The following is a 21,299-nucleotide window of genomic DNA, read 5'->3' as shown; positions in this document are numbered from 1 at the left end:
AGTGACGAGGGAAGACATCGCGTGAGGGCGCCCCGAGCCCGCGCGAGCGAAGCGAGCGCAAATAGACACAGTCAGGTGTGCGATGGGATGAAATTGATCTCATATAGTGAGACCGGTGTCCGAGATAATTTGACGAGGGGTGCGCGCATCGGACATCGTGTAGCCATGCATCGCAGTGGGATTCTCGTAGTACTTCGCAGGCGCGCGGCCTGACGAAGCACTCGGTCCTGCGCGCGCCCCAGATCCGCATTCGCGGTCGGGGCATTTTTTATGCCAGCAGACAGACAGCTCAGCCACAAGGAACGAGCCGATGACCGAACAGATGACAGGTGCTCAGGCCCTCGTGCGGGCGCTGGAGCACCTCGGGGTCGACACAGTGTTCGGGATCCCGGGCGGCACCATCCTCCCGGCCTACGATCCCCTCTACGACTCGACCAAGGTCCGGCACGTGCTTGTACGGCACGAGCAGGGCGCCGGCCACGCGGCCGAGGGGTACGCGCAGGCCACCGGAAAGGTCGGGGTCTGCATGGCGACCAGCGGTCCGGGCGCGACGAACCTGGTGACCGCGATCGCCGACGCGTACATGGACTCGGTGCCGATCGTCGCGATCACCGGTCAGGTGGCGACGCCCCTGATCGGCACGGACGCCTTCCAGGAGGCGGACATCGCCGGCATCACGATGCCGATCACGAAGCACAACTTCCTGGTCACTGAGGCGGCCGACATTCCGAGGGCGATCGCCGAGGCGTTCCACATCGCCTCGACCGGCCGTCCCGGCCCCGTCCTGGTCGACATCCCCAAGGACGTCCAGCAAAGCACCATGACGTTCTCGTGGCCCCCGGTCATGCAGCTCCCCGGCTACCGCCCGGTCACCCGTCCGCACTCCAAGCAGATCCGCGAGGCGGCGCGGCTGATCGTGGAGTCCAAGCGGCCCGTGCTGTACGTCGGCGGCGGCGTCCACAAGGCCAAGGCGTCACCCGAGCTGCTGCGGCTGGCCGAGCTGACCGGCATCCCGGTGGTCACCACGCTGATGGCGCGCGGCACCTTCCCCGACAGCCACCGCCAGCACCTCGGCATGCCGGGCATGCACGGCAGCGTTTCGGCGGTCGGAGCGCTCCAGCGCAGCGATCTGCTGATCGCGCTGGGCACCCGCTTCGACGACCGGGTGACCGGCGAGCTGTCCAGCTTCGCGCCGAACGCCAAGGTCATCCACGCGGACATCGACCCGGCGGAGATCTCCAAGAACCGGCACGCGGACGTCCCGATCGTGGGCGACTGCCGGGAGGTCATCACCGACCTGATCGCGGCCATCGAGCACGAGCACGCCGACGGTCGCAAGGGCGACTACGACGAGTGGTGGACGCTGCTGGACGGCTACCGCACGACCTACCCTCTCGGATACGAGGAGTTCGCCGACGGCTCCCTGGCCCCGCAGTACGTCATGGAGCGGATCAGCGCCATCGTCGGGCCGGACGCGATCTACACGGCGGGCGTCGGGCAGCACCAGATGTGGGCGGCGCAGTTCATCGGCTACGAGAATCCGGGAACGTTCATCAACTCCGGGGGCGCGGGCACGATGGGCTTCTCGGTGCCGGCCGCGATGGGCGCCAAGATGGGCCGCCCCGACGCCGTCGTGTGGGCGATCGACGGCGACGGCTGCTTCCAGATGACGAACCAGGAACTGGCCACCTGCGCCATCGAGGGAGTGCCGATCAAGGTCGCCGTCATCAACAACGGTAACCTCGGCATGGTTCGTCAATGGCAGACCCTCTTCTACAACAAGAGGTACTCCAACACCGACCTGCAGACCGTCCGGCGGATCCCGGACTTCGTCAAGCTGGCCGAGGCGTACGGTTGTGTGGGTCTGCGTTGCGAGCGCCCGGAGGACGTCGACGCCACCATCCGCAAGGCCATGGAGATCAACGACGTTCCCGTCGTGATCGACTTCGTCGTTCACCAGGACGCGATGGTCTGGCCGATGGTCGCCGCGGGCACCAGCAACGACGACATCAAGTACGCCCGAGACATGGCGCCGAAGTGGGAGATCGAGGACTGATGAGCAAGCACACGCTGTCGGTGCTGGTCGAGAACAAGCCCGGCGTGCTGGCGCGGGTCGCCAGCCTGTTCTCCCGGCGAGGCTTCAACATCGACTCGCTGGCCGTCGGGCCGACAGAGCACGACGACATCTCCCGGATGACCATCGTGGTCAGCGTGGAAGAACTTCCGCTGGAGCAGGTCACCAAACAGCTCAACAAGCTGGTGAACGTCCTCAAGATCGTGGAGCTGGACACCGCGCAGTCGGTGCAGCGCGAGCTGATGCTGATCAAGGTGCGGACCGACGCGGACAGTCGGTCCCACGTCCTGGAACTGGTCAACCTGTTCCGCGCGCGGTGTGTCGACGTCGCGCCGGACGCGGTGACCATCGAGGTCACCGGCACGTTGGACAAGCTGGAGGCCTTCGTGCGGGTCCTTGAGCCGTACGGCATCAAGGAGCTCGTGCAGTCCGGCATGGTGGCCGTCGGCCGCGGTGCCCGTTCCATCACCGATCGCTCGCTCCGTGCGCTGGACCGCACCGCGTAGCCGAGAAAATCACTGAAAGGCAAGCAAGTGACTGAGATCTTCTACGATGACGACGCCGACCTGTCGATCATCCAGGGTCGGCACGTGGCCGTCCTCGGGTACGGCAGCCAGGGTCACGCGCACGCGCTGAGCCTGCGCGACTCCGGGGTGGACGTGCGCGTGGGCCTGCTCGAGGGTTCGAAGAGCCGGGAGAAGGCCGAGGCCGACGGGCTGCGCGTGCTCACGCCGGCGGAGGCCGTGGAAGAGGCCGACCTCACCATGATCCTCGCGCCGGACCACGTCCAGCGTGACCTCTACGCCCAGCACGTGCAGCCGAACCTGGTCGCGGGCGACGCCCTGTTCTTCGGCCACGGCTTCAACATCCGCTACGGCCTGATCGAGGCGCCCGAGGGCGTCGACGTCGCCATGGTCGCCCCGAAGGGCCCGGGCCACCTGGTCCGCCGCCAGTTCTCGGCCGGCCGCGGCGTGCCGTGTCTGGTCGCCGTCGAGAAGGACGCGACCGGCAACGCCTGGCCGCTCGTGCTGTCGTACGCCAAGGGCATCGGCGGCACCCGGGCCGGCGCGCTGAAGACGACCTTCACCGAGGAGACCGAGACCGACCTGTTCGGTGAGCAGGCCGTCCTGTGCGGTGGCGTCTCCGAGCTGATCAAGGCGGGCTTCGAGACGCTGATCGAGGCGGGCTACCAGCCCGAGGTCGCGTACTTCGAGTGCCTCCACGAGATGAAGCTGATCGTCGACCTGATGTACGAGGGCGGCATCTCGAAGATGTACTGGTCGGTCTCCGACAACGCCGAGTACGGCGGCTACACCCGCGGCCCGCGCGTGGTCAACCAGGAGACCAAGCAGGAGATGCGCCGCATCCTGGACGAGATCCAGAACGGCCAGTACGCCCGCGAGCTGGTCGAGGAGTTCGACTCCGGCCAGGCCGACTTCAACAAGTACCGCGAGGAGCTCGCCGGCCACCCGATCGAGCAGACCGGTGGCAAGCTCCGTCCGATGATGAGCTGGCTCAAGTCCCAGTAGTCCGGATCACGCGAATCGGCGCCGTCCCCGTCACCGGGGGCGGCGCCGACTCGTTTCATCCGGCTAGCGACGTTTCCGGCTCAGCACTCGACCGGCTTGCGCCAGGAGCATTCGAGGCCGTCGTCCTGGGCCGCCGTCTCCGCGCGCAGCGTCGCCGCCGCCCCGTCCACAGGAGCGGTACGCGTGAACTGGGCCAGCCGGACCGCGATCCGGTCCTCCAGGTCGCGGGGCGCGCCGGAGAGATAGCCGTTCGTCAGGATCGAGAAGACCAGCGGCTCGCCCTCGGCGCTCGTGACGTACCCGGAGAGCGAGGTGACGCCGGTCAGCGATCCCGTTTTCGCGTGGACGTTCCCGGCGGCGGGCGTGCCGCGCATGCGGCTGCGCAGGGTGCCGCCGACGAACCGGTCCGCCTCCCCGGCCACCGGCAGCGAGTCGTACCAGGCCGGGAACCACGGCTTGTCCCTGACCGAGACGAGCAGCGACGCGAGGCCCGACGGGGTGAGCCCGTCCATCCTGGACAGGCCGGAGCCGTCCCGCAGGAGCATCGTCTGCACGCCGTTGGCCTTGGCGAACGACTTCGTCACGTTGAGGCCGGCCTCCCAGGTGCCCGAGCCTGAGACCTTGCGGCCCATCGCCTTGGTCAGGATCTCGGCGTGCATGTTGTTGCTGAGCTTCATGAAGGGGGTCAGCAGCCGGCTGAGCGGCATGGACTCGTGCTCGGCCACCGTCTTGGCCCCGGCCGGGGTCGTGCCGTGGACGGTCGGGCCGATCACGCGCACGCCGTGGGCGGCCAGCCCCTTCCGGAAGAGGGAGGCGGCGTAGAGCGTCGGGTCCCACACCGTCACCCACTCGTCGTACCGCTCGGACACCGTTCCGGTGACGACCACGGTGTTGCCGCCGTGCTCGCGCTCCACGAGCACGTCGGTGTCGGCGCCGGTCACCGCCTTGTTCACGATCTTCACGTAGTCGGTGTCCGGCGTCGTCGTCACCTTGGCGGGCTTGCCCGGGCCGTCGCCGGGGCTGACCGACACGATGACCGTTCCCTCGTCGTAGTCGGTGTTGGGGGACGCCGTCAGCGCCGATATCTGGGCCGCGTAGTAGTACGGCTCGTCGTCCCACGCCCAGTCCGTGCCGAGCCGTACGTCGTCGAACCAGGTGTCGTCGGCGACCAACTGGCCGGTGACGACCTTCACCCCGGACGCGGCGACCTTGGCGGCGAGCGCGTCGTAGTCGGCGGCGAGCATGGTCGGGTCGCCGGTGCCGCGGAGGTAGATGTCCTTGCCCTTGGTCAGGATCTGGGTGCCGAACCGGTAATCCGGGCCGAGCGTCTCCATCGCCGCCGAGGAGGTGAGCAGCTTGGTGTTGGAGGCGGGGGCGAACAGCTTGCCCCCGTCGAGCGTGTACAGGTCCTCGCCGGTGGCGGCGCTGCGCACGACCACGCCCGAGCGGGCCATCGTGAGCCGGGAGTCGTTGAGGATCTCGTCGATGTCGTGGACCAGGTCGGCGACGCCGGGGGCGGGGTCGAGCGCGTGGGCGGGGATCCCCGAGCCCGCGACGCCGCCGGCCAGGACCAGTGAGGCCAGCATGATCGAGGTTCGTCGTGATAAGCGCACGGTCACTCCAGACTGAGTGGGGCTTTCCGTGATCATGTGGAACCAGGGGAGCGCCATCAATACGGAAATGTGCGTATATCGGGAGGCGGGCTCTTTCGGGCGTGTTCGAAACGGGGCGCGTCAGGCGGGGCTGGAGACCAGGAACACGCAGTCGCCGAACGCGACCTCGTCACCCGGGCGCACCCGCGCCGAACCCACGAGCCGCCAGCCGTTCAGCCGGGTGCCGTTGAGCGAGCCCAGGTCGACCAGGAGCCAGGCGTCCTCGTCGCGGCGCAGCTCCGCGTGCATGCGCGAGACCGTCACGTCGGACAGCACCAGATCGCAGGCCGAGCCCCGGCCGACGAGGTAACGGACCCGGCTGTCGGCGGGGAGGGCGAGCCGGGGCAGCCGGGGGCGACGCCAGGCGGCCTCGATCCTGGTGGTGAGGTCCGACACCGAGGAGACCGCCTCGGTGATGCGCCGGCGCCAGCGGCTCCGCTGGGGCAGGTCGGAGACGAGATCGTCCAGCTCACCCCTGCTGCGCGCCCGCAGCGCCATGTCGACGCGCCCGACGAAGGTCTCCATGGAGAGCCGCCCCTCGGCGGCGCGGTCGCGGAGCTCGCTGAGCGCGCGCTCGCGGTCCCCATCTGACGCGCGAACCGGAGGGTACGTCGAGCTCATGTCAGGAGTATCCGCCGGGGGGATATGAGGTGTCCAGCAGACCCTAACATTCCTGGCCTTTTGGATTAGCTCGTCGATCGATCAAGGGAAGGTGGGGGTCGGTCAGCTCCGTGCGAAGTCCTGCGTCCAGTACGGCCCGCCCGCGGCCACGTGGCCCACGCCGATATGGGTGTAGGCGCAGTTCAGCATGTTCGTCCGATGTCCCGGGCTGTCCATCCAGCCCTTCACCACCGCGGCGGCGGTCGGATAGCCCTTCGCGATGTTCTCCGCCGCGGCGCTGAAGGCGAAACCGGACGCCTTGATGCGCTGCCCGAAGTCGCGGCCGTCCTGCGAGGTGTGGCTGAAGTAGGCCTTCGCCGACATGTCCGCCGAGTGCGCGTAGGCCGCGCCGCGCAGCCGCGCGTCGTGCGTGAGCGGGCCGCAGCCGGCCTTGGCCCGCTCCGCGTTGGTCAGCCGTACGACCTCGTTCTCGATCTCGGTCCCCGTGGCGGAGCCGCCGGAGCCGTCGGGATCGGGTGCGTCGCAGGTCAGGCGGGCCTTCTGGGACTTGGCGAGATGGCCCCGGTCGTCTGTGACGACCGTGACGTAGGTGCCGGGGACGCAGGCGAGGCCGATCGAGAGCCGGCCGTTGCGGACGGACGTGGAGCCGCTCTTCACCGTCCGGTCCGGGCCCGGCAGCACCTTGACGATCCGGAGGCGGACCCGGCTTCGGTCGGCGCAACCGGAGCGCGCCGCCGCCGCCTGGATCTGCCCGCTCGGGGTGAGTCGCGGCGTGCCGGCGACGACGCGGCAGTCGGCTCGCGTGGCCGTCGCGCCGGCGGGGACGGCGGGCAGTCCGATCGCCGCCACGCTTCCCAGACCCACGATGACCAGGGCGGTTTTTCGCACGGTTCCTCCAGCGTTGGGGGTTACGACCTGGATGGAAGCAGCATTATGGACGCCTTTAAGGGGCGATGACCGGTAAACGATGGTCTTCGTAATTTCTGGCGTAGTGCGTAGCTAGTCGCTTTGGTCCGGATTTCTGCTGGTCACCGACGTGTGGACCGATCCCGTTCCCGACGAGATTCGGGTTGGCAAAACGCATACTGAGTATGCATACTCAGTATTCATGACGATCCGGCACGGCCTCCTGGCGCTGCTCACTCAGGGGCCTCGGTACGGGTACCAGCTCCGCGCGGAGTTCGAGGCGTCCACAGGGGCGACCTGGCCGCTCAACATCGGCCAGGTCTATACGACGCTGTCGCGGATGGAGCGGGACGGGCTGGTCGCCCCCGGCGAACAGGACGAGCAGGGCCGCGTGGTCTACAGCATCACGGACAAGGGCCGGGCGGAGCTGGAGCGGTGGTTCGCCACGCCCGTCCGCCAGGCCGACCGGCCGCGCGACGAACTGGTCATCAAGCTGGCCATGGCGATGACCGCTCCCGGGGTCGACGTCGCGCGGGTCGTGCAGGCCCAGCGCTCCGCGACCATGCGAACCCTGCAGGAGCTCACCCGGGCCAAGCGCGGGGCGGGCGGCGCCCAGCGGCTCGTCCTCGACTCGATGATCTTCCAGGCGGAGGCCGAGCAGCGCTGGCTCGCGCACTGCGAGGCCGTCCTCGCCGCATCCCCCAAGGAGGGCGCATGACTTCACGTGATCCAGATCCCGACGCTTCCGCCGACGTCGTCGCGCGGCTCGTCGAGGTCACCCGGCAGCACGGCGACGGAGCGGGGTCCGTACGCGCGCTGAAGGGGGTGAGCCTCGACGTGGCGGCGGGAGAGCTGGTCGCGGTGATGGGCCCCTCCGGGTCGGGCAAGTCCACCCTGCTCAACCTCGCCGGCGGTCTCGACCGGGCCACGTCCGGGGAGGTCGAGGTCGAGGGCGTCGCGCTGTCCGGGCTGTCCGCCGCCGACCTCGCCGCGCTGCGCCGGCGGCGGGTCGGATACGTGTTCCAGGACCTCAACCTCATCCCGTCGCTGACCGCCGCCGAGAATGTGATGCTCCCGCGCGAGCTGGACGGCGTTCGTACGGCGCGGGCGCGTCAGGAGGCGCTCGCCGCGCTGGAGGAGCTCGGCGCGGCCGACCTGGCCGACCGTTTCCCGGAGGAGATGTCGGGCGGCCAGCGGCAGCGGGTGGCGATCGCCCGGGCGCTGGTGGGCGAGCGGCGGCTGCTTCTCGCCGACGAGCCGACCGGCGCGGTGGACACGCTCGTGGGCGACGAGATCCTGGGGATTCTCCGGGGCCGGGCGGACGCCGGGGCCGCCGTCCTCGTCGTCACCCACGAGCCCAGGTACGCCGCCTGGGCCGACCGGGTGGTGTTCCTGAAGGACGGGGAGATCGCGGACGCGGCCGAGGCGGGGCTGGTGAGCGCCCGATGAGCCGCCCGCTCGGGGCCCGAAGAGCATTCCTCGGGGAGGCGGCATGAGCGCCGTCCGCGCCGCCCTGCGGATCTCCCGCCGCGACCTGTGGCGGGCCAAGGGCCGCAGCCTCCTCATCTTGGTCATGATCGGACTGCCCGTTCTCGCCATCACCGCAGCCGCCGTATACACGTCCACCAGTGATCTCGATCCGCGCGAGCGGCTCCGCTGGGAGCTGGGCTCCGCCGCCGCGCTGGTGACCGACACCGAACTCGTCGGCCCCATCAGGCAGAGCGCCGAGCGACCGGGGCTGTTCATGGAGCTCCCTGACAAGACGCGGCCTCCATTGACGAAAGCCGAGATCGAGGCGGTGGTCGGTCCCGGCGCCCGGGTGATCCGGTCCTTCGAGGGATACGGGGAGTATCAGGAGCGCGACGGCTACCGGGACGCCATGATCTGGGAGGCGGACGCCCGCGATCCCGTCACCACGAGCAGGTTCCATCTGCTCGACGGCCGATTCCCGCAGGCCGAGGACGAGGTCGCGGTGAGCGACGTCGTCGGCGTGCCCGTGGGGAACGTCCTGCGCGTGACCAGGGACGGCATCGCCAAACGGGTGGTCGGCGTCGTGCGGGCGGCCCCGCCCGCAGTCCACTACAACGTCCGGCAGATCATCACCCTGCCCGGCACGCTGCTGGACGGCGTTTCCCACCAGAGCCGCTGGCTGATCGAATCGCGGCAGCCGGTGACGTGGGACCGGGTGCGGCAGGCGAACGACAAGGGCCTCGCCGTGCTGTCGCGGGCCGTGCTCGACGATCCTCCGGCCGGCGAGGACGGGCAGGTCGACGTGGGAGGCTACCCCTCCCTGACCTGGAATGAGCCACTCGTCGCCGCGGTCCTCGTGACCCAGGTCGTCCTGCTCGCCGGGCCGGCCTTCGCGGTCGGCTTGCGACGGCGGCGCAGGGAGCTGGCGCTGATCGCCGCCCAGGGCGGCTCGGGTCGCCAGCTGAAACTCATCGTGATCTCCGACGGCCTGATCCTGGGCGCGGGAGCCTCGGTGATCGGGGCGGTCCTGGGGGTGGGCGTCGCCCGTGTCATCGTCGCCGCGGCCGGCCAGTGGCCCGACGGAGAGCTGGGGCCGTTCGACGTTCCGGTCGGGCTGGTCGCCATCATCTTCGCGCTCGGCACGCTGAGCGGGCTGGCCGCCGCGATCGTGCCCGCCGTACAGGCGGCGCGCTGGGACGTGGCCGCGGCCCTCGCCGGGCGGCGCGACACCGGACGCGACCGTGCCGGGCGACCGCTGCTGGGAACGCTCGTCGCCGTGCTGGGCGTCGCGGCCCTCACGTACGCCGCGTTGAGCGGGCGGCTGGACGCCTACATCGCCGGGGCGCTGCTCGGCCAGCTCGGCCTGGTGATGATCACGCCGTGGCTGATCAGGCGGATCGGTCCGCTCGCCCGGCGGCTCCCGCTGCCGCTCCGGCTGGCCGTACGCGACGGCGTCCGCAACCGCGGCCGTACGGCACCGGCCGTCGTGGCGGTCATGGCGGCGGCGGCGACGTTCGGCATGATCATGGTCGTGTCGGACAGCAGCGTGGCCCGGAACGAGCAGCGATACCGGAGCCCCTACAGGCAGGGGACGACCGCGATCTACGGGGCCGAGGTCACCGAGGAGTCCTGGCGGACGATCCGGGGCATCGCGGCGAAGACGTTGCCCGGCGTGCCGCTGGTCGAAGCCCTCACGCCCGTCGACGCGAAGGGCGAGCCGCTCCGCACCGAGCTACAGGAGCGGGGGTGCGAGGGATGCATGAGGTACGGCACGTGGGGCGAACTGCCCCTGGGCGGCTCGGATCTGCTGCGCTACCTGCTGGGCCGTACGGACCCGGTGGCGGAGGCGGCGCTGGCCGCGGGCCGGGCCGTCGTCTTCAATCCGGCGGGCGTGCGGAACGGCGAGGTCGCGCTCGCCCTGCCCACGTGGCGCGTGATCGAGGACGTGGAGTCGGCCCGGGTGTCCCTGCCCGCGACGTTGGTGAAGGTCGACGGTCCGACGGCGGTCGCCGGAGTGGCTCCGGTGTCCGCGTTCACCTCACGCGGGTACGCGGTGAAGCTCACCCATCTCCTCGTCGATCCCCAGGTCAGGCGGCTGACGCCGGCCGAGGTACAGCGGCTGGACGGCCCTGTGCGGGCGGTGACGGCGAAGGTCGCGGTCACAACAGAGCACGGCCCCGACATCGGGGGACTGCGCGGACTTCACCCGTTCGTCATCGCGGCCGCGCTGATCGCGCTGGGCGCGACGTTCAGCGCGACGGCCCTCGCCGCGGCCGACGCTCGCAGAGACATGGAGACGCTCTCCGCCCTGGGAGCACGGCCGCGCACCCGCCGGGCGGTGGTCGCGGGACAGGCGGCCTTCATCGCCGGTCTGGGGGTACCCGTCGGCCTGCTGGCGGGGTTGGGGCTCGCCGCCGTCGAGTCCGCGGGGTTGGCGATCAATGTTTCGAGGATGCCTCCTGACGTGGCGCCCAACGGGTATCGCTTCCCGGATCCGGGATTCGTGCTCGCCGTGCCGTGGCCGCAGTTCGTCGCCGTGGCGGTGGGCCTACCCCTGCTGGCCGCCCTGGTGGCCGGACTGTTCGCCCGTACGCGGGTGAGGCTTTCGCGGCGGGTGGCATAAGACCCGGCTTCGCAGGACTGGTCGCCGCTTCGTCGCGGCGGCCACCCGCCTGCCGGGCGCGCTGGAGGCGGGGCCGTTCCTCAGGAGGGCGAGGGGGCGGTCGCCCGCGCCATGCGCTCGGCGGTCAGGTCGTACTTCAACGTCATGATCACGCCGGACAGGGCGATCAGCGCCGGGACGATGGTCAGGCCGACGATCACCGCGGTGCGCGCGCTGTCCGGCTGGGTGACCGGGTTCGCCGGATCCGAGGAGATGAAGCCGCCGATCGCGAGCGCCGCGCCGTAGATCGTCACGCCGAACGCCTGCACCGCGCTCTCGACCGCCGTCCACAGTCCGGTGAAGACGCCGCCACGCCGCTTCCCGCTCACCGCGCCGTCGTACGCGATGACGTCGGCGAGCATGGAGAACCCCAGAAGCTGCAACCCCGCGTAGCCCACCCCGACCATCACCACGCACAGATGCGCGTACAGCGAGCCGAGCAGCGGGGTGGCGACGGCCAGCAGGGCGCCGGCGGCGAACAGCACGCCGGAGAGGATCATCGCGCCCCGCTTGTCCATCCGGCGGGCGAGCCACACCCACAGCGGCATCGTGACCAGCATCGGACCGACCAGCGCCGCGAAGAGCGTGCTGGTCGCCGTGGTGTTTCCCAGCGTGTACGCGGCGAAGTAGGGCGCGCCCGCCAGCATCACGCCCGCCGCGAGCGTCTGCGCACTGCACAGGGCGAGCAACCACAGGAACGGCTTCGAGGTGCGGGCGGCGGCGAGCTGGCCGCGCAGCGTGCCCTCGGCCTCCTGCGGACCGGTGAACGGAGCGCGGGCGGTGCCGAAGAACGAGCCGAACATGGACACCAGCAGGACCGCCGCGAAGATCAGTCCCATCTGACGGTAGCCCGCCACCGACTTCCCGGCGACGGCGGGCGCGAGGATCCCGCTCATGGCGATCGCGATCGCGACGAAGACCATCCGCCACTGCAGCAGCGACGTCCGCTCGTGGTAGTCCGTGGTCATCTCGGCCGGCATGGCCTTGTACGGCACCTCGTACAGCGCGTATCCGGTGGCCGCCACCACGAACGTCACTCCGACGAAGAGCGCGGCGGGGACGCCGGTCAGCGGCGGCCCGATGAACATCAGCCCGAAGGACAGCGGCAGGATGATCGACCCGGCGAGCATCCACGGGCGGCGCGGCCCCCACCGCGAGACCGTACGGTCCGACCACTGGCCGACCAAGGTGTTGATGACCAGGTCCCACGCCTTGGGCAGGAAGACGATGAATCCGGCGAGCAGCGGGGGCACCGCCAGCACGTCGGTCATGTAGATGAGCAGGAGCAGGCCGGGGATCGCGGAGAAGTTGGCCGTGCAGAACGACCCCACGGCATAGCCGAGGCGAACGCCACGGGAAACGGTCAGGGGGGTGGGCGTCGCCGCCGGGGAGACCATGGCGTCATTCAAGCCGAAGCAAACGCCCGGTCGGAAGATGCGCATGGGAACGAAAAGGCGTCAGTCATGGCCGGTCCGAGAACCGCCCGGCCGACCACGAGCCCGCTCCGGCCGTACCCGTCCGTGCGCGCCGCGGCGTGCCGAACAGGAACTCCGAACGGCCGGACGCCGACGAGCGGCTCAGGAACGCCGCGCGACCTCAGACGGGTCGCCGCCGTCGTGGCCTCGGCGGCGACCCGGCGTTCGCGGACCGTCCGGCGGTCAGATCCCGTCACGCGAGCCTGAGGGGGTCCGAAGGCCAGGCTCGGGAAACGGGACCTAACCGCGGGTGTCCGCGCAGATGACGTGCGCGCCGACCTCGATCATCCGACGTTCTGTGTGGGCGTCGGCGACCCGGGCCATGAGCACCGGCGCTCCGCTGGCCGCGAGTTGGGGCAGCCGGGCCCGGACCCCGCGATGGATGTCCCGCACGATGTCCTCGGCCGCCGACGCGTGCACCTTGACGTGCAGCATCAGCCCGGTCGAGCCGGAGACCGTCCGCGCCTCGGAGACCCACACGTGGTGGACGAGCGGCAGGTCGCGCAGAATCTCCGCGAGCGCCACCCGCATCGCGGGCAGGATCGGATGGTTGGTCCGGCGATAGCCGGGATCGACCACCTGCATCGCACCGGACAGGTGCTGCCGGGGCGCGGGGATCCAGGCCGGCGAGATCGGGCCGGGCGCCGGTGAGGAGACCGGAGCGGGATCGGGAGCGGGAGGCGCCTGGGTCACCTGCGCCCGCGCCACGGTGGCCATCGCCCCCGTGGCGTACGCGTTGGGTGTCGAGGCGGATCTCGATCCGGACAGGGCGTGTGCGGCTCCGCTGCGCGCCGAGACCAGATAGCGCTGCAGGTCCTCGATGGGCACGGCGGCCGCGTGGGGACCGGCGGCGTCGATCACGATCTCGCGCACGCCGGTGACCCGCTGGATGTCGAGGATGGTCTCGGCGTCACACGCCGAAAGGGAGTGGCCGCCCCGATGCCGGGCGTAGGTCGCCGGCGTGGTGTAACCGAGCAGCACACGCTCACCGCTCTGCGTCGTGCCGAGCACGACGGAGCGGTCGGGCCGGACGGCTACCAGGATTCCCATTTCGGCAAGAGCCGCGAGTAGGCGTTGTGGGCTTCCGTGCTGCGCGAGCACGTCGCCGAGAGACGGGTTCCCGATGCTCATAGGCTGAACGTTAGGTAGCGAACCATGGCTTATCAGGCTAATCGTGAAGAATGCGTGCGATCAATACCAAGATAGAGCCTGTCTGGATGGGATCGGTCCATCTTGGGTAAAGCCATCAGTTAGCGAACATGTGAGTGAATCTCACGATACCCAGGAGTGCCGCTAGCTGGCCCGTCTCGTATGCCGGGCGTTCGTGAGAGCTTTCACAAGCCCGGATAGACTCACGCGTGTCCGTGCAGCCGCACTTTCCTAAGGATCGCCAGTGAACAAGCCCGTCGTCCTTGTCGCAGAGGAGCTGTCCGAAGCCGGTCTGGCCGTGCTCGGGGCGGACTTCGAGGTCCGTCAGACCGACGGTTCCGACCGATCCCAGCTGCTGCCCGCGCTCGCCGACGTCGACGCGCTGATCGTCCGCAGCGCCACGCAGGTGGACGCCGAGGCGATCGCGCACGCGCCCAAGCTGCGCGTCGTGGCCCGTGCCGGGGTCGGCCTGGACAACGTCGACGTCGAGGCGGCGACCAAGGCCGGTGTCATGGTCGTCAACGCTCCGACCTCCAACATCACCAGCGCCGCCGAGCACACGGTCGCGCTGATCCTGGCCAGCGCCCGCAACGTCGCCCAGGGCCACTCCGCCCTCAAGGGCGGCGAGTGGAAGCGGTCCAAGTACACCGGCGTCGAGCTCGACGAGAAGGTCGTCGGCATCCTCGGCCTCGGCAAGATCGGCCAGCTCGTCGCGCAGCGCCTGCAGCCGTTCGGCGTCGAGCTGATCGCCTACGACCCCTACCTGCAGCCGGCCCGCGCCGCGCAGATGGGCGTCAAGCTGGCGTCCCTGGAAGAGGTCCTCCAGCAGGCCGACTTCATCACGGTGCACCTGCCCAAGTCCAAGGAGACCGTCGGTCTCATCGGCGACCGCGAGCTGCACATGGTCAAGCCGTCGGTCCGCCTGATCAACGTCGCGCGCGGCGGCATCATCGACGAGAACGCGCTCTACTCCGCTCTCAAGGAGGGGCGCGTCGCGGGCGCCGGCATCGACGTGTTCGCCAAGGAGCCCTGCACGGACAGCCCGCTGTTCGAGTTCGACCAGGTCGTGGTCACCCCGCACCTCGGTGCGTCCACGCACGAGGCCCAGGAGAAGGCCGGCACCCAGGTCGCCCGCAGCGTCAAGCTGGCCCTGGCCGGCGAGTTCGTCCCGGACGCCGTGAACGTCCAGGGCGGCGCGGTCGCCGAGGAGGTCAAGCCGGGCCTGCCGCTGACCGAGAAGCTCGGCCGCATCTTCACCGCCCTCGCGGGCGAGGTCGCCACCAAGCTCGACGTCGAGGTGCGCGGCGAGATCGCGGCGCAGGACGTGCGTGTGCTCGAACTGGCCGCCCTCAAGGGCGTCTTCACCGACGTCGTCGAGGACGCGGTGACCTACGTCAACGCCCCGCTGCTCGCGAAGGACCGCGGCACCGTGGTCGAGCTGGTCACCAGCGGTGAGAGCCCCGACTGGCGCAACGTCGTCACCGTACGCGGCCTGCTCGCCGACGGCCGGACCGTCTCGGTCTCCGGTACGCTCTCGGGCCCCCGACAGGTCACCAAGATCGTCGAGGTCAACGGCTTCGCCATGGAGATCGAGCCGACCGACCACCTGGCGTTCTTCACCTACACCGACCGCCCCGGCATCGTCGGCATCGTCGGTCGCGTGCTCGGCGAGCACGGCGTCAACATCGCCTCCATGCAGGTGGCGCGCGGCGAGAAGGGCGGCAAGGCTCTGATCGCGCTGACCGTCGACTCGGCCATCCCGAGCGACGTCATCGACCAGATCGTGCACGAGGTCGGCGCCGACAGCGGCCGTACGGTCGACTTGGAGGACTGACCCGCCGTCCCGACCAGCATCACACGAACCCGCTCCACCCTTGGTGGAGCGGGTTCGTGCTGTTCTGTGCTTATTGCGCTCGCTTCGCTCGCGCGGGCTCGGGGCGCCTTGAGGCGATGTCTTCCCTCGTCGCTCGGAGTCGCTCGTCCCTCGCTCCCCACTCGCTCCTCAGTCCAGACACCGCCGCGCCCCGAGCGTGATGGTTCGGCGCCGTGGTGATTGCTGGTGGTCTCGCGGGGTGGTGAGGGAGGCGGAGCAGGTGTCTCGAATATTGAGATACTAGGTCGTCCTACGAGATTCTGGGGTAGGCTTGCGCACATGACGCGCCAGGTGTCCGTACTCATCACCTGCCGCGGCGGGGCCTGACCTAGGGCGGCCGACCGACCCGCCGCGGTGTGTGGCGCTGTGCCGGTCGTGACTTCCCTTTTCCGCCTTGAGGCGCGCGATCCGCGTCCTCGGCGGCGCCCTGATTCCGGATCCGCGACCGGATTCCGCTCAGTCCCGTTTCCACAACGTACGAATGAGACCGTCATGTACGACATGTATCCCTGGAACAGTCCAGAAGACGTCCGCGACGAGGCCGCCGACGCGCTGCAGACCGCGCTCGACCGCCGTGACAACGGGGGTTCCCCGGAGCGCTGACGCGTTCGCTCCAGCACGTCAGCGCGTACGATCACGTTCCACCCGTGTGACACCCTTGGACCGTGGTCAGCATCGGCGGAACCGCCAGCACGACGAGCCTGTTGCGCGTGATGAACGAGCGCGCCGTGCTGGCCGAGATCTTCCGCAGGGGCAAGGCGTCCCGACCTGAGCTCGCACAGGCGACCGGTCTGTCCAAGCCGACGATCTCGGTCGCGCTGGCGGACCTGGAACGCGCGCGGCTGGTCCGTCCCGTGGGGCTGCGCACCGGCAGTGCGGGCCGGGCGGCATTGCTGTACGAAGTCCGCCCGGAGGCGGGGTGGGTGCTCGCCGTCGACGTGGGTCGTTCCTACGTTCGGTTCGCGCTGGCCGACCTGGTGGGGGAGATCGCCGTCCGCAGGGACGAGCCCTCCCGCGCCGGGAGCCACGCCGAGCTGGTCGTCCAGCTCACGGAGCTGGCGGCCGAGGTCGTCGCCGAGGCCGGCCTGGCCGCCGGAGACGTCACGCTCACCGTGTTCGGCACCCCCGGTGTCCACGACAAGGAGACCGGCGCGCTGCGGCTCGCCCCCAACCTGCCGGGATGGGAGCTGCCCGGCGCGGTGGAGCGGCTCGCCGACGTCACGGGGTCCCCGTACATCGTGGAGAACGACGTGGACCTCGCCGCCGTAGGGGAGGGCGCGTACGGCCTGGGCGAGGGTGTGGACCACTTCGTCTACGTCTCGCTGGGCACCGGCATCGGCATGGGTGTCGTGATCGACGGGCGGCTCTACCGAGGTGCCCGCGGAGCGGCCGGCGAGATCTCCTATCTGCCGGTCGGCGAGGGCGATCCGCTGTCCGACCCGGGGCGCGGCATGTTCGAGTCGGTGGCCTCCGCGGACGGAGTGGTCGCGGCCGCCCGCAATCTGGGCATGGTCGTCGACAGCGCGAAGGACGTCTTCGACGCGGCCCGGCGGGGCGACGAGGCCGCGCTCAAGGTCGTCTCGGCCGAGGTCGACCACGTGGCGCACGCACTCGCCGGCGTCGTCGCGGTGCTCGACCCCGAGCTGATGGTCCTGGGCGGCGGCATCGGCGCGCAGGCCGCGGACCTGCTCATCGGCCCGGTGAGCGAGCGCCTCACCAGGCTGGTGGCCTTTCGGCCGCCGCGCATCGAGGCGTCCATGCTGGGCGCGGACGCCGTGCTGCTCGGCGCGCTCGCGTTCGGGCTGGCGACCGCCCGCGACCTGGTGTTCGAGCGTTTGGTCGCGGTCACGCCGCCCGGATAGTGAGACCATGCGTTCGGCATACGAAACAGACCGGTAAGGTACTTGCATGGATTCGAGCAACATCCGTCTGGCAGTGATCCCGGGGGACGGGATCGGCACCGAGGTCGTCGCCGAGGGACTCAAGGTCCTCAACGCGGCCGGCGTCAAGGTCGAGACCACCGAGTACGACCTGGGAGCGAAGCGTTACCACGCGACCGGCGAGGTCCTTCCCGACGCCGTGCTGGACGAGTTGCGCGGCTACGACGCCATCGTGCTGGGCGCCGTCGGCGACCCGAGCGTCCCTCCGGGCATCCTGGAGCGCGACCTCCTGCTCAGGCTTCGGTTCGAGCTCGACCACTACGTGAACCTGCGCCCGGTCAAGCTCTTCCCCGGCGTGGAGACCCCGCTGGGCAAGGCCCGCCCCGAGGACATCGACATGGTCGTCGTCCGCGAGGGCACCGAGGGCCTGTACGCGGGAGCCGGCGGCACGCTGCGTCGCGGCACCCCGCATGAGATCGCGACCCAGGAGTCGCTCAACACGGCCTTCGGGGTCGAGCGGGTCGTCCGCTACGCCTTCGAGAAGGCGGCCCAGCGGCCGCGCAAGAAGCTCACCCTGGTCCACAAGACCAACGTCCTCACCTACGCGGGTGACCTGTGGGCCCGTACGGTCGCCCGGGTCAGCCTGGATTACCCCCAGGTCGAGACCGACTACTGCCACATCGACGCCGCCTCGATGTTCTTCATCACCCAGCCTGAGCGGTTCGATGTGATCGTCACCGACAACCTCTTCGGCGACATCATCACCGACATCGGCGCGGCGGTGGCCGGCGGCATCGGCCTGGCCGCCAGCGGCAACATCAACCCGGACCGGACCGCGCCGTCCATGTTCGAGCCGGTCCACGGCAGCGCCCCCGACATCGCGGGCCAGGGCAAGGCCGACCCGACGGCCACCATCCTGTCCATCGCCATGCTCCTGGACCACCTCGGCCTCACCGCCGCCGCGGAGAAGGTCGAGCAGGCGGTCGCCGAAGACCTCGTCGAGCGCCAGGGTGCCCGGGCCGTTCGGCAGACCCGTGAAATCGGCGACGACATCGCCTCCCGAGTAGCCGGCTGAGCCGGGCCGCTCACCCCGTCTTTGCGCATGGCGGCCTGGTTCAGGCCGCCATGCGCTTTTTCGTACCCTCTTTTATGCCTTAGGTTTCCCGTAGGTCGCACAATGAATGTGGCGACAAAGAGAGAAGGATCGCGGCACATGACCAGCCAGCTCAGCTTCGACGTGCAGCTCAACCAGCAGGCCCGGACCGCGGCCGAGCGTGAGCAGGTACTGGCGAATCCCGGCTTCGGGCAGACCTTCACCGATCACATGATCTCCATCGACTACACCGAAGGCCGTGGCTGGCACGACGCGCGGCTGGAGCCGTACGGGCCGCTGGTCCTGGACCCGGCGACGGCGGTGCTCCACTACGCCCAGGAGCTGTTCGAGGGGCTCAAGGCGTACCGCCAGGCGAGCGGGTCCATCGTGTCGTTCCGGCCGCACGCCAACGCGGCCCGGTTCAACAAGTCCGCCCAGCGGATGGCGATGCCCGAGCTGCCCGAGGAGCTGTTCGTCGAGTCGTTGGATCAGCTCGTCCAGACGGACAAGGAGTGGGTGCCGACGACCGAAGGGCACAGCCTGTACCTGCGGCCGTTCATCATCGCCACCCAGGTCGGGCTGGGCGTGAACTACCCGTCCAAGTCGTTCCGCTACATGGTGATCGCCTCTCCCGCTGGGTCGTACTTCTCCGGCGGGATCAAGCCGGTCTCGGTCTGGCTGTCCACGGAGTACACCCGCGCCGCTCCCGGAGGCACCGGCTTCGCCAAGTGCGGCGGCAACTACGCGGCGGCCTTCGTCGCCCAGCGCCAGGCCGTCGAGCAGGGCTGCGACCAGGTCGTGTGGCTCGACGCGCATGAGCACCGCTACATCGAGGAGATGGGCGGGATGAACATGTTCTTCGTCTTCGGCGACCGGCTGCTCACCCCCGCGCTCACCGGGACGCTCCTGCCCGGAGTGACCCGTGACTCGATCCTCACCTTCGCCGCCGACCTGGGTCTGAAGGCCGAGGAGGGCCGGCTCTCCATCGAGGAGTGGCAGGCCGGGTGCGAGTCGGGCGAGCTGACCGAGGCCTTCGCCTGTGGCACCGCCGCCGTGGTCACCCCCATCGGCAGCGTCAAGGGCGCCGACCGCTCCTGGACGATCGGCGATGGCACCCCCGGCCCGGTCACCCAGAAGATCCGCGAGGAGCTCATCGGCATCCAGTACGGCACCCGCCCCGACACGCACAACTGGGTCCACAAGATCTGCTGACGCGGTCTCCCACGCGCCACAAGGCGCGTCCGACAGCTCAGAGCACGCACATGACAGGAGCCCGGCGACCTCGCCCTCGCCGGGCTCCCTGGCGTCCCCTCCGCCAGGCGGAGGGGATCGTACGGCTTACGCCTCGATCAACGGGGCGGTGTCGATGGTCACGTCCCACGGCTCGGGCAGCGTCAGGGGCTTGCCAAGCGTTACCTCGACAAGGTGCTGGTAGCCCTTCTCTCCAGGGTCGCTCATCAGCCGGGCCACCCCCTTGAAGGTGTCGATCACCAGATAGAGCGGAACCCCCGCCAACGCGCAGTTTCGCGGCTTGTGCCCGTGGTCGTCCTCTCCACTGCTCGGCGACACCACCTCGACGACCAGCAGCGTGTCGCTGCCCCAGATGTTCTCCGGGTTCCACATCCGGGCCGTTGGCTTGGCGATGAGCAGATCTGGTCGGTAGCGGTCGAGTTGTGGATGGAGGAAGAGGTTCACGTCCTGCAGGTTCTCCCAGCCCCGCTCAGTGATGAAGGGGATGAGCTGTAGGAGGAGCCTGAAGACGATTCTCGCGTGTTCGCGTGTGGGCACCTCTCTCACCACGATCCGGCCGTTGATGATTTCGACCTTGGTGTGAGGGTGCCTGCGGCAGTTTTCCCGATAAAGACGGTCCAGGGAGGCGGCTGAGATCTCCGCCTGTGTCGTGGGTTCGACGAGAACCTTGGCCATGGGTACATCATCCCCCAGGTGGGCGGCGCAACGTGATTGACGCGACACGTAATGTAATCGCAAAGCTGACCGTGTACCTGGAGTTCCGGGATGTCAGATCTTGCGGATGAGGGTGAGGCCGTCGGCGACCGGGAGTAGGGCGGTCGTCACCCGATCGTCGCTGGCGACGAAGTCGTTGAACTCCCGCATCACCGGTACGTTGCCACCCGCGCCGGGGTCCACGATCGCGCCGCTCTGCAGGGTGTTGTCCACGCAGATCACCCCGCCGGGGACGAGCCGGGCCAGGATCTCCTCGTAGTACGCGCGGTATCCCCGCTTGTCCGCGTCTATGAACGCGAAGTCGAAACTTGCCTCCTCGGGCATCGCGCGGAGCGTGTCCGCCGCCGGCCCGAGACGCAGCTCGATCTTGTGGGCCACGCCCGCCTTCTCCCAATAGCGTCGCGCGACCGACGTCCAGTCCTCGCTCACGTCGCAGGCGATCAGCCGGCCGTCCTCGGGCAGGCCGCGGGCGATGCAGATCGACGAGTAGCCGGTGAACGTGCCGACCTCCACGGCCCGGCGGGCGCCGCTGATCTGCACGAGCATGGTGAGCAGCGTCCCCTGCTCGGGGGAGATCTGCATGACGGCGTCGCCGCCGGTCAGCCTCGCCGTCTCCTCGGCCAGGCTGAGGAGCACGTCGTCCGGCGGAGTGGTGTGCTCGACGGTGTACGCGGCGACGGCCGCGTCGACAAAGTTATCGGCCTTCATGGCATCACCTTAGTTCGCGCGCAGTCCGACGTCCGAGATCGTCAGGCTGGGCATCTTTCCAGCTCACGTAGGGTGTAAGTCGCAACACAAGATTGATGTCTCGGATCGTGAGACGAATGTACCGGCCGGGTCACGGCATGTGGCAGACTTCAAGGCACCATGTTCTACGGTCTGCTCATTATCGGCAGGCGCGCTGGCTGACATCGGGACAACGCCAGCGCGCAGACCTCTCACGTCCGTGA

16 protein-coding genes and 1 pseudogene are annotated in these 21,299 nt (G+C 69.5%); 10 read left to right on the top strand and 7 right to left on the bottom strand.

Going from position 1 to position 21,299, the window contains the following annotated elements; genetic code table 11:
• Positions 1-289 precede the first annotated feature (289 nt).
• The 3 genes and pseudogenes from AWQ68_RS21220 to ilvC form a co-directional block, all read left to right on the top strand.
• Positions 290-2,056 (top strand): annotated as a pseudogene (locus AWQ68_RS21220) (acetolactate synthase large subunit); the annotation flags it as partial.
• Positions 2,056-2,580, top strand: a complete 525-nt coding sequence (ilvN, locus tag AWQ68_RS21215; RefSeq protein ID WP_066942839.1) for an acetolactate synthase small subunit — start codon at positions 2,056-2,058, stop codon at positions 2,578-2,580. The pseudogene AWQ68_RS21220 and the gene ilvN, both read left to right, overlap by 1 nt.
• A 36-nt stretch (positions 2,581-2,616) precedes the next feature.
• The gene (ilvC, locus tag AWQ68_RS21210; RefSeq protein ID WP_066943002.1) at positions 2,617-3,603 is read left to right on the top strand and encodes a ketol-acid reductoisomerase; all 987 of its coding nucleotides are present in this window, start codon (positions 2,617-2,619) and stop codon (positions 3,601-3,603) included.
• An 80-nt stretch (positions 3,604-3,683) separates the two neighbouring features.
• On the opposite strand, the gene dacB is transcribed toward ilvC, so the two are convergent.
• The 3 genes from dacB to AWQ68_RS45110 all read right to left on the bottom strand — a co-directional run bounded on the left by dacB (position 3,684) and on the right by AWQ68_RS45110 (position 6,764).
• Entirely contained in the window at positions 3,684-5,189 is a 1,506-nt protein-coding gene (gene dacB, locus AWQ68_RS21205) for a D-alanyl-D-alanine carboxypeptidase/D-alanyl-D-alanine endopeptidase (protein WP_157545553.1), read from the bottom strand.
• Positions 5,190-5,336: 147 nt separating this feature from the next.
• Positions 5,337-5,876, bottom strand: coding sequence for an FHA domain-containing protein (locus AWQ68_RS21200; protein WP_066942835.1), 540 nt, complete (start codon positions 5,874-5,876; stop codon positions 5,337-5,339).
• Positions 5,877-5,978: 102 nt separating this feature from the next.
• On the bottom strand, positions 5,979-6,764 hold the full coding sequence (locus AWQ68_RS45110) for a CAP domain-containing protein (protein ID WP_066942833.1): 786 nt from the start codon (positions 6,762-6,764) through the stop codon (positions 5,979-5,981).
• Between the two features lie 220 nt (positions 6,765-6,984).
• On the opposite strand from AWQ68_RS45110, the gene AWQ68_RS21190 reads away from it, so the two are divergent.
• From AWQ68_RS21190 to AWQ68_RS21180, 3 genes are read left to right on the top strand one after another with little or no spacing between them, the layout of a single operon-like run.
• Entirely contained in the window at positions 6,985-7,500 is a 516-nt protein-coding gene (locus AWQ68_RS21190; RefSeq protein WP_066942831.1) for a PadR family transcriptional regulator, read from the top strand.
• On the top strand, positions 7,497-8,231 hold the full coding sequence (locus AWQ68_RS21185; RefSeq protein ID WP_066942829.1) for an ABC transporter ATP-binding protein: 735 nt from the start codon (positions 7,497-7,499) through the stop codon (positions 8,229-8,231). Before AWQ68_RS21190 ends, AWQ68_RS21185 begins: the two co-directional genes overlap by 4 nt.
• A 43-nt stretch (positions 8,232-8,274) precedes the next feature.
• On the top strand, positions 8,275-10,875 hold the full coding sequence (locus AWQ68_RS21180; RefSeq protein WP_066942826.1) for an ABC transporter permease: 2,601 nt from the start codon (positions 8,275-8,277) through the stop codon (positions 10,873-10,875).
• Between the two features lie 80 nt (positions 10,876-10,955).
• On the opposite strand, the gene AWQ68_RS21175 is transcribed toward AWQ68_RS21180, so the two are convergent.
• Both AWQ68_RS21175 and AWQ68_RS21170 read right to left on the bottom strand, forming a co-directional pair.
• Entirely contained in the window at positions 10,956-12,311 is a 1,356-nt protein-coding gene (locus AWQ68_RS21175; RefSeq protein ID WP_066942824.1) for an MFS transporter, read from the bottom strand.
• Between the two features lie 318 nt (positions 12,312-12,629).
• On the bottom strand, positions 12,630-13,520 hold the full coding sequence (locus tag AWQ68_RS21170) for a hypothetical protein (protein ID WP_066942822.1): 891 nt from the start codon (positions 13,518-13,520) through the stop codon (positions 12,630-12,632).
• 262 nt (positions 13,521-13,782) lie between these two features.
• Between AWQ68_RS21170 and serA the strand changes: the two genes are divergently transcribed.
• The 4 genes from serA (at position 13,783) to AWQ68_RS21150 (ending at position 19,596) form a co-directional block, all read left to right on the top strand.
• On the top strand, positions 13,783-15,372 hold the full coding sequence (gene serA / locus AWQ68_RS21165) for a phosphoglycerate dehydrogenase (protein ID WP_066942821.1): 1,590 nt from the start codon (positions 13,783-13,785) through the stop codon (positions 15,370-15,372).
• A 704-nt stretch (positions 15,373-16,076) separates the two neighbouring features.
• Positions 16,077-17,273 carry an ROK family transcriptional regulator gene (locus AWQ68_RS21160; protein ID WP_218006960.1) on the top strand — a complete coding sequence of 399 codons (1,197 nt, stop codon included), beginning with the start codon at positions 16,077-16,079 and terminating at the stop codon, positions 17,271-17,273.
• Between the two features lie 46 nt (positions 17,274-17,319).
• On the top strand, positions 17,320-18,366 hold the full coding sequence (locus AWQ68_RS21155; protein ID WP_066942819.1) for a 3-isopropylmalate dehydrogenase: 1,047 nt from the start codon (positions 17,320-17,322) through the stop codon (positions 18,364-18,366).
• A 138-nt stretch (positions 18,367-18,504) separates the two neighbouring features.
• Positions 18,505-19,596 (top strand): branched-chain amino acid aminotransferase, encoded by a 1,092-nt coding sequence (locus tag AWQ68_RS21150; protein ID WP_066942817.1) that lies wholly within the window; start codon positions 18,505-18,507, stop codon positions 19,594-19,596.
• Positions 19,597-19,722: 126 nt separating this feature from the next.
• On the opposite strand, the gene AWQ68_RS21145 is transcribed toward AWQ68_RS21150, so the two are convergent.
• Both AWQ68_RS21145 and AWQ68_RS21140 read right to left on the bottom strand, forming a co-directional pair.
• A complete protein-coding gene (locus AWQ68_RS21145; protein WP_066942815.1) occupies positions 19,723-20,310 on the bottom strand; it encodes a Uma2 family endonuclease in 588 nt (195 codons plus the stop codon).
• Positions 20,311-20,403: 93 nt separating this feature from the next.
• The gene (locus AWQ68_RS21140; RefSeq protein WP_066942813.1) at positions 20,404-21,057 is read right to left on the bottom strand and encodes an O-methyltransferase; all 654 of its coding nucleotides are present in this window, start codon (positions 21,055-21,057) and stop codon (positions 20,404-20,406) included.
• Positions 21,058-21,299 lie beyond the last annotated feature (242 nt).

The sequence above is a fragment of the Microtetraspora fusca genome (genome assembly GCF_001570365.1).
In the GTDB taxonomy this organism is placed as follows: domain Bacteria; phylum Actinomycetota; class Actinomycetes; order Streptosporangiales; family Streptosporangiaceae; genus Microtetraspora; species Microtetraspora fusca.
This window is presented reverse-complemented; position numbering and strand designations above follow the sequence as displayed.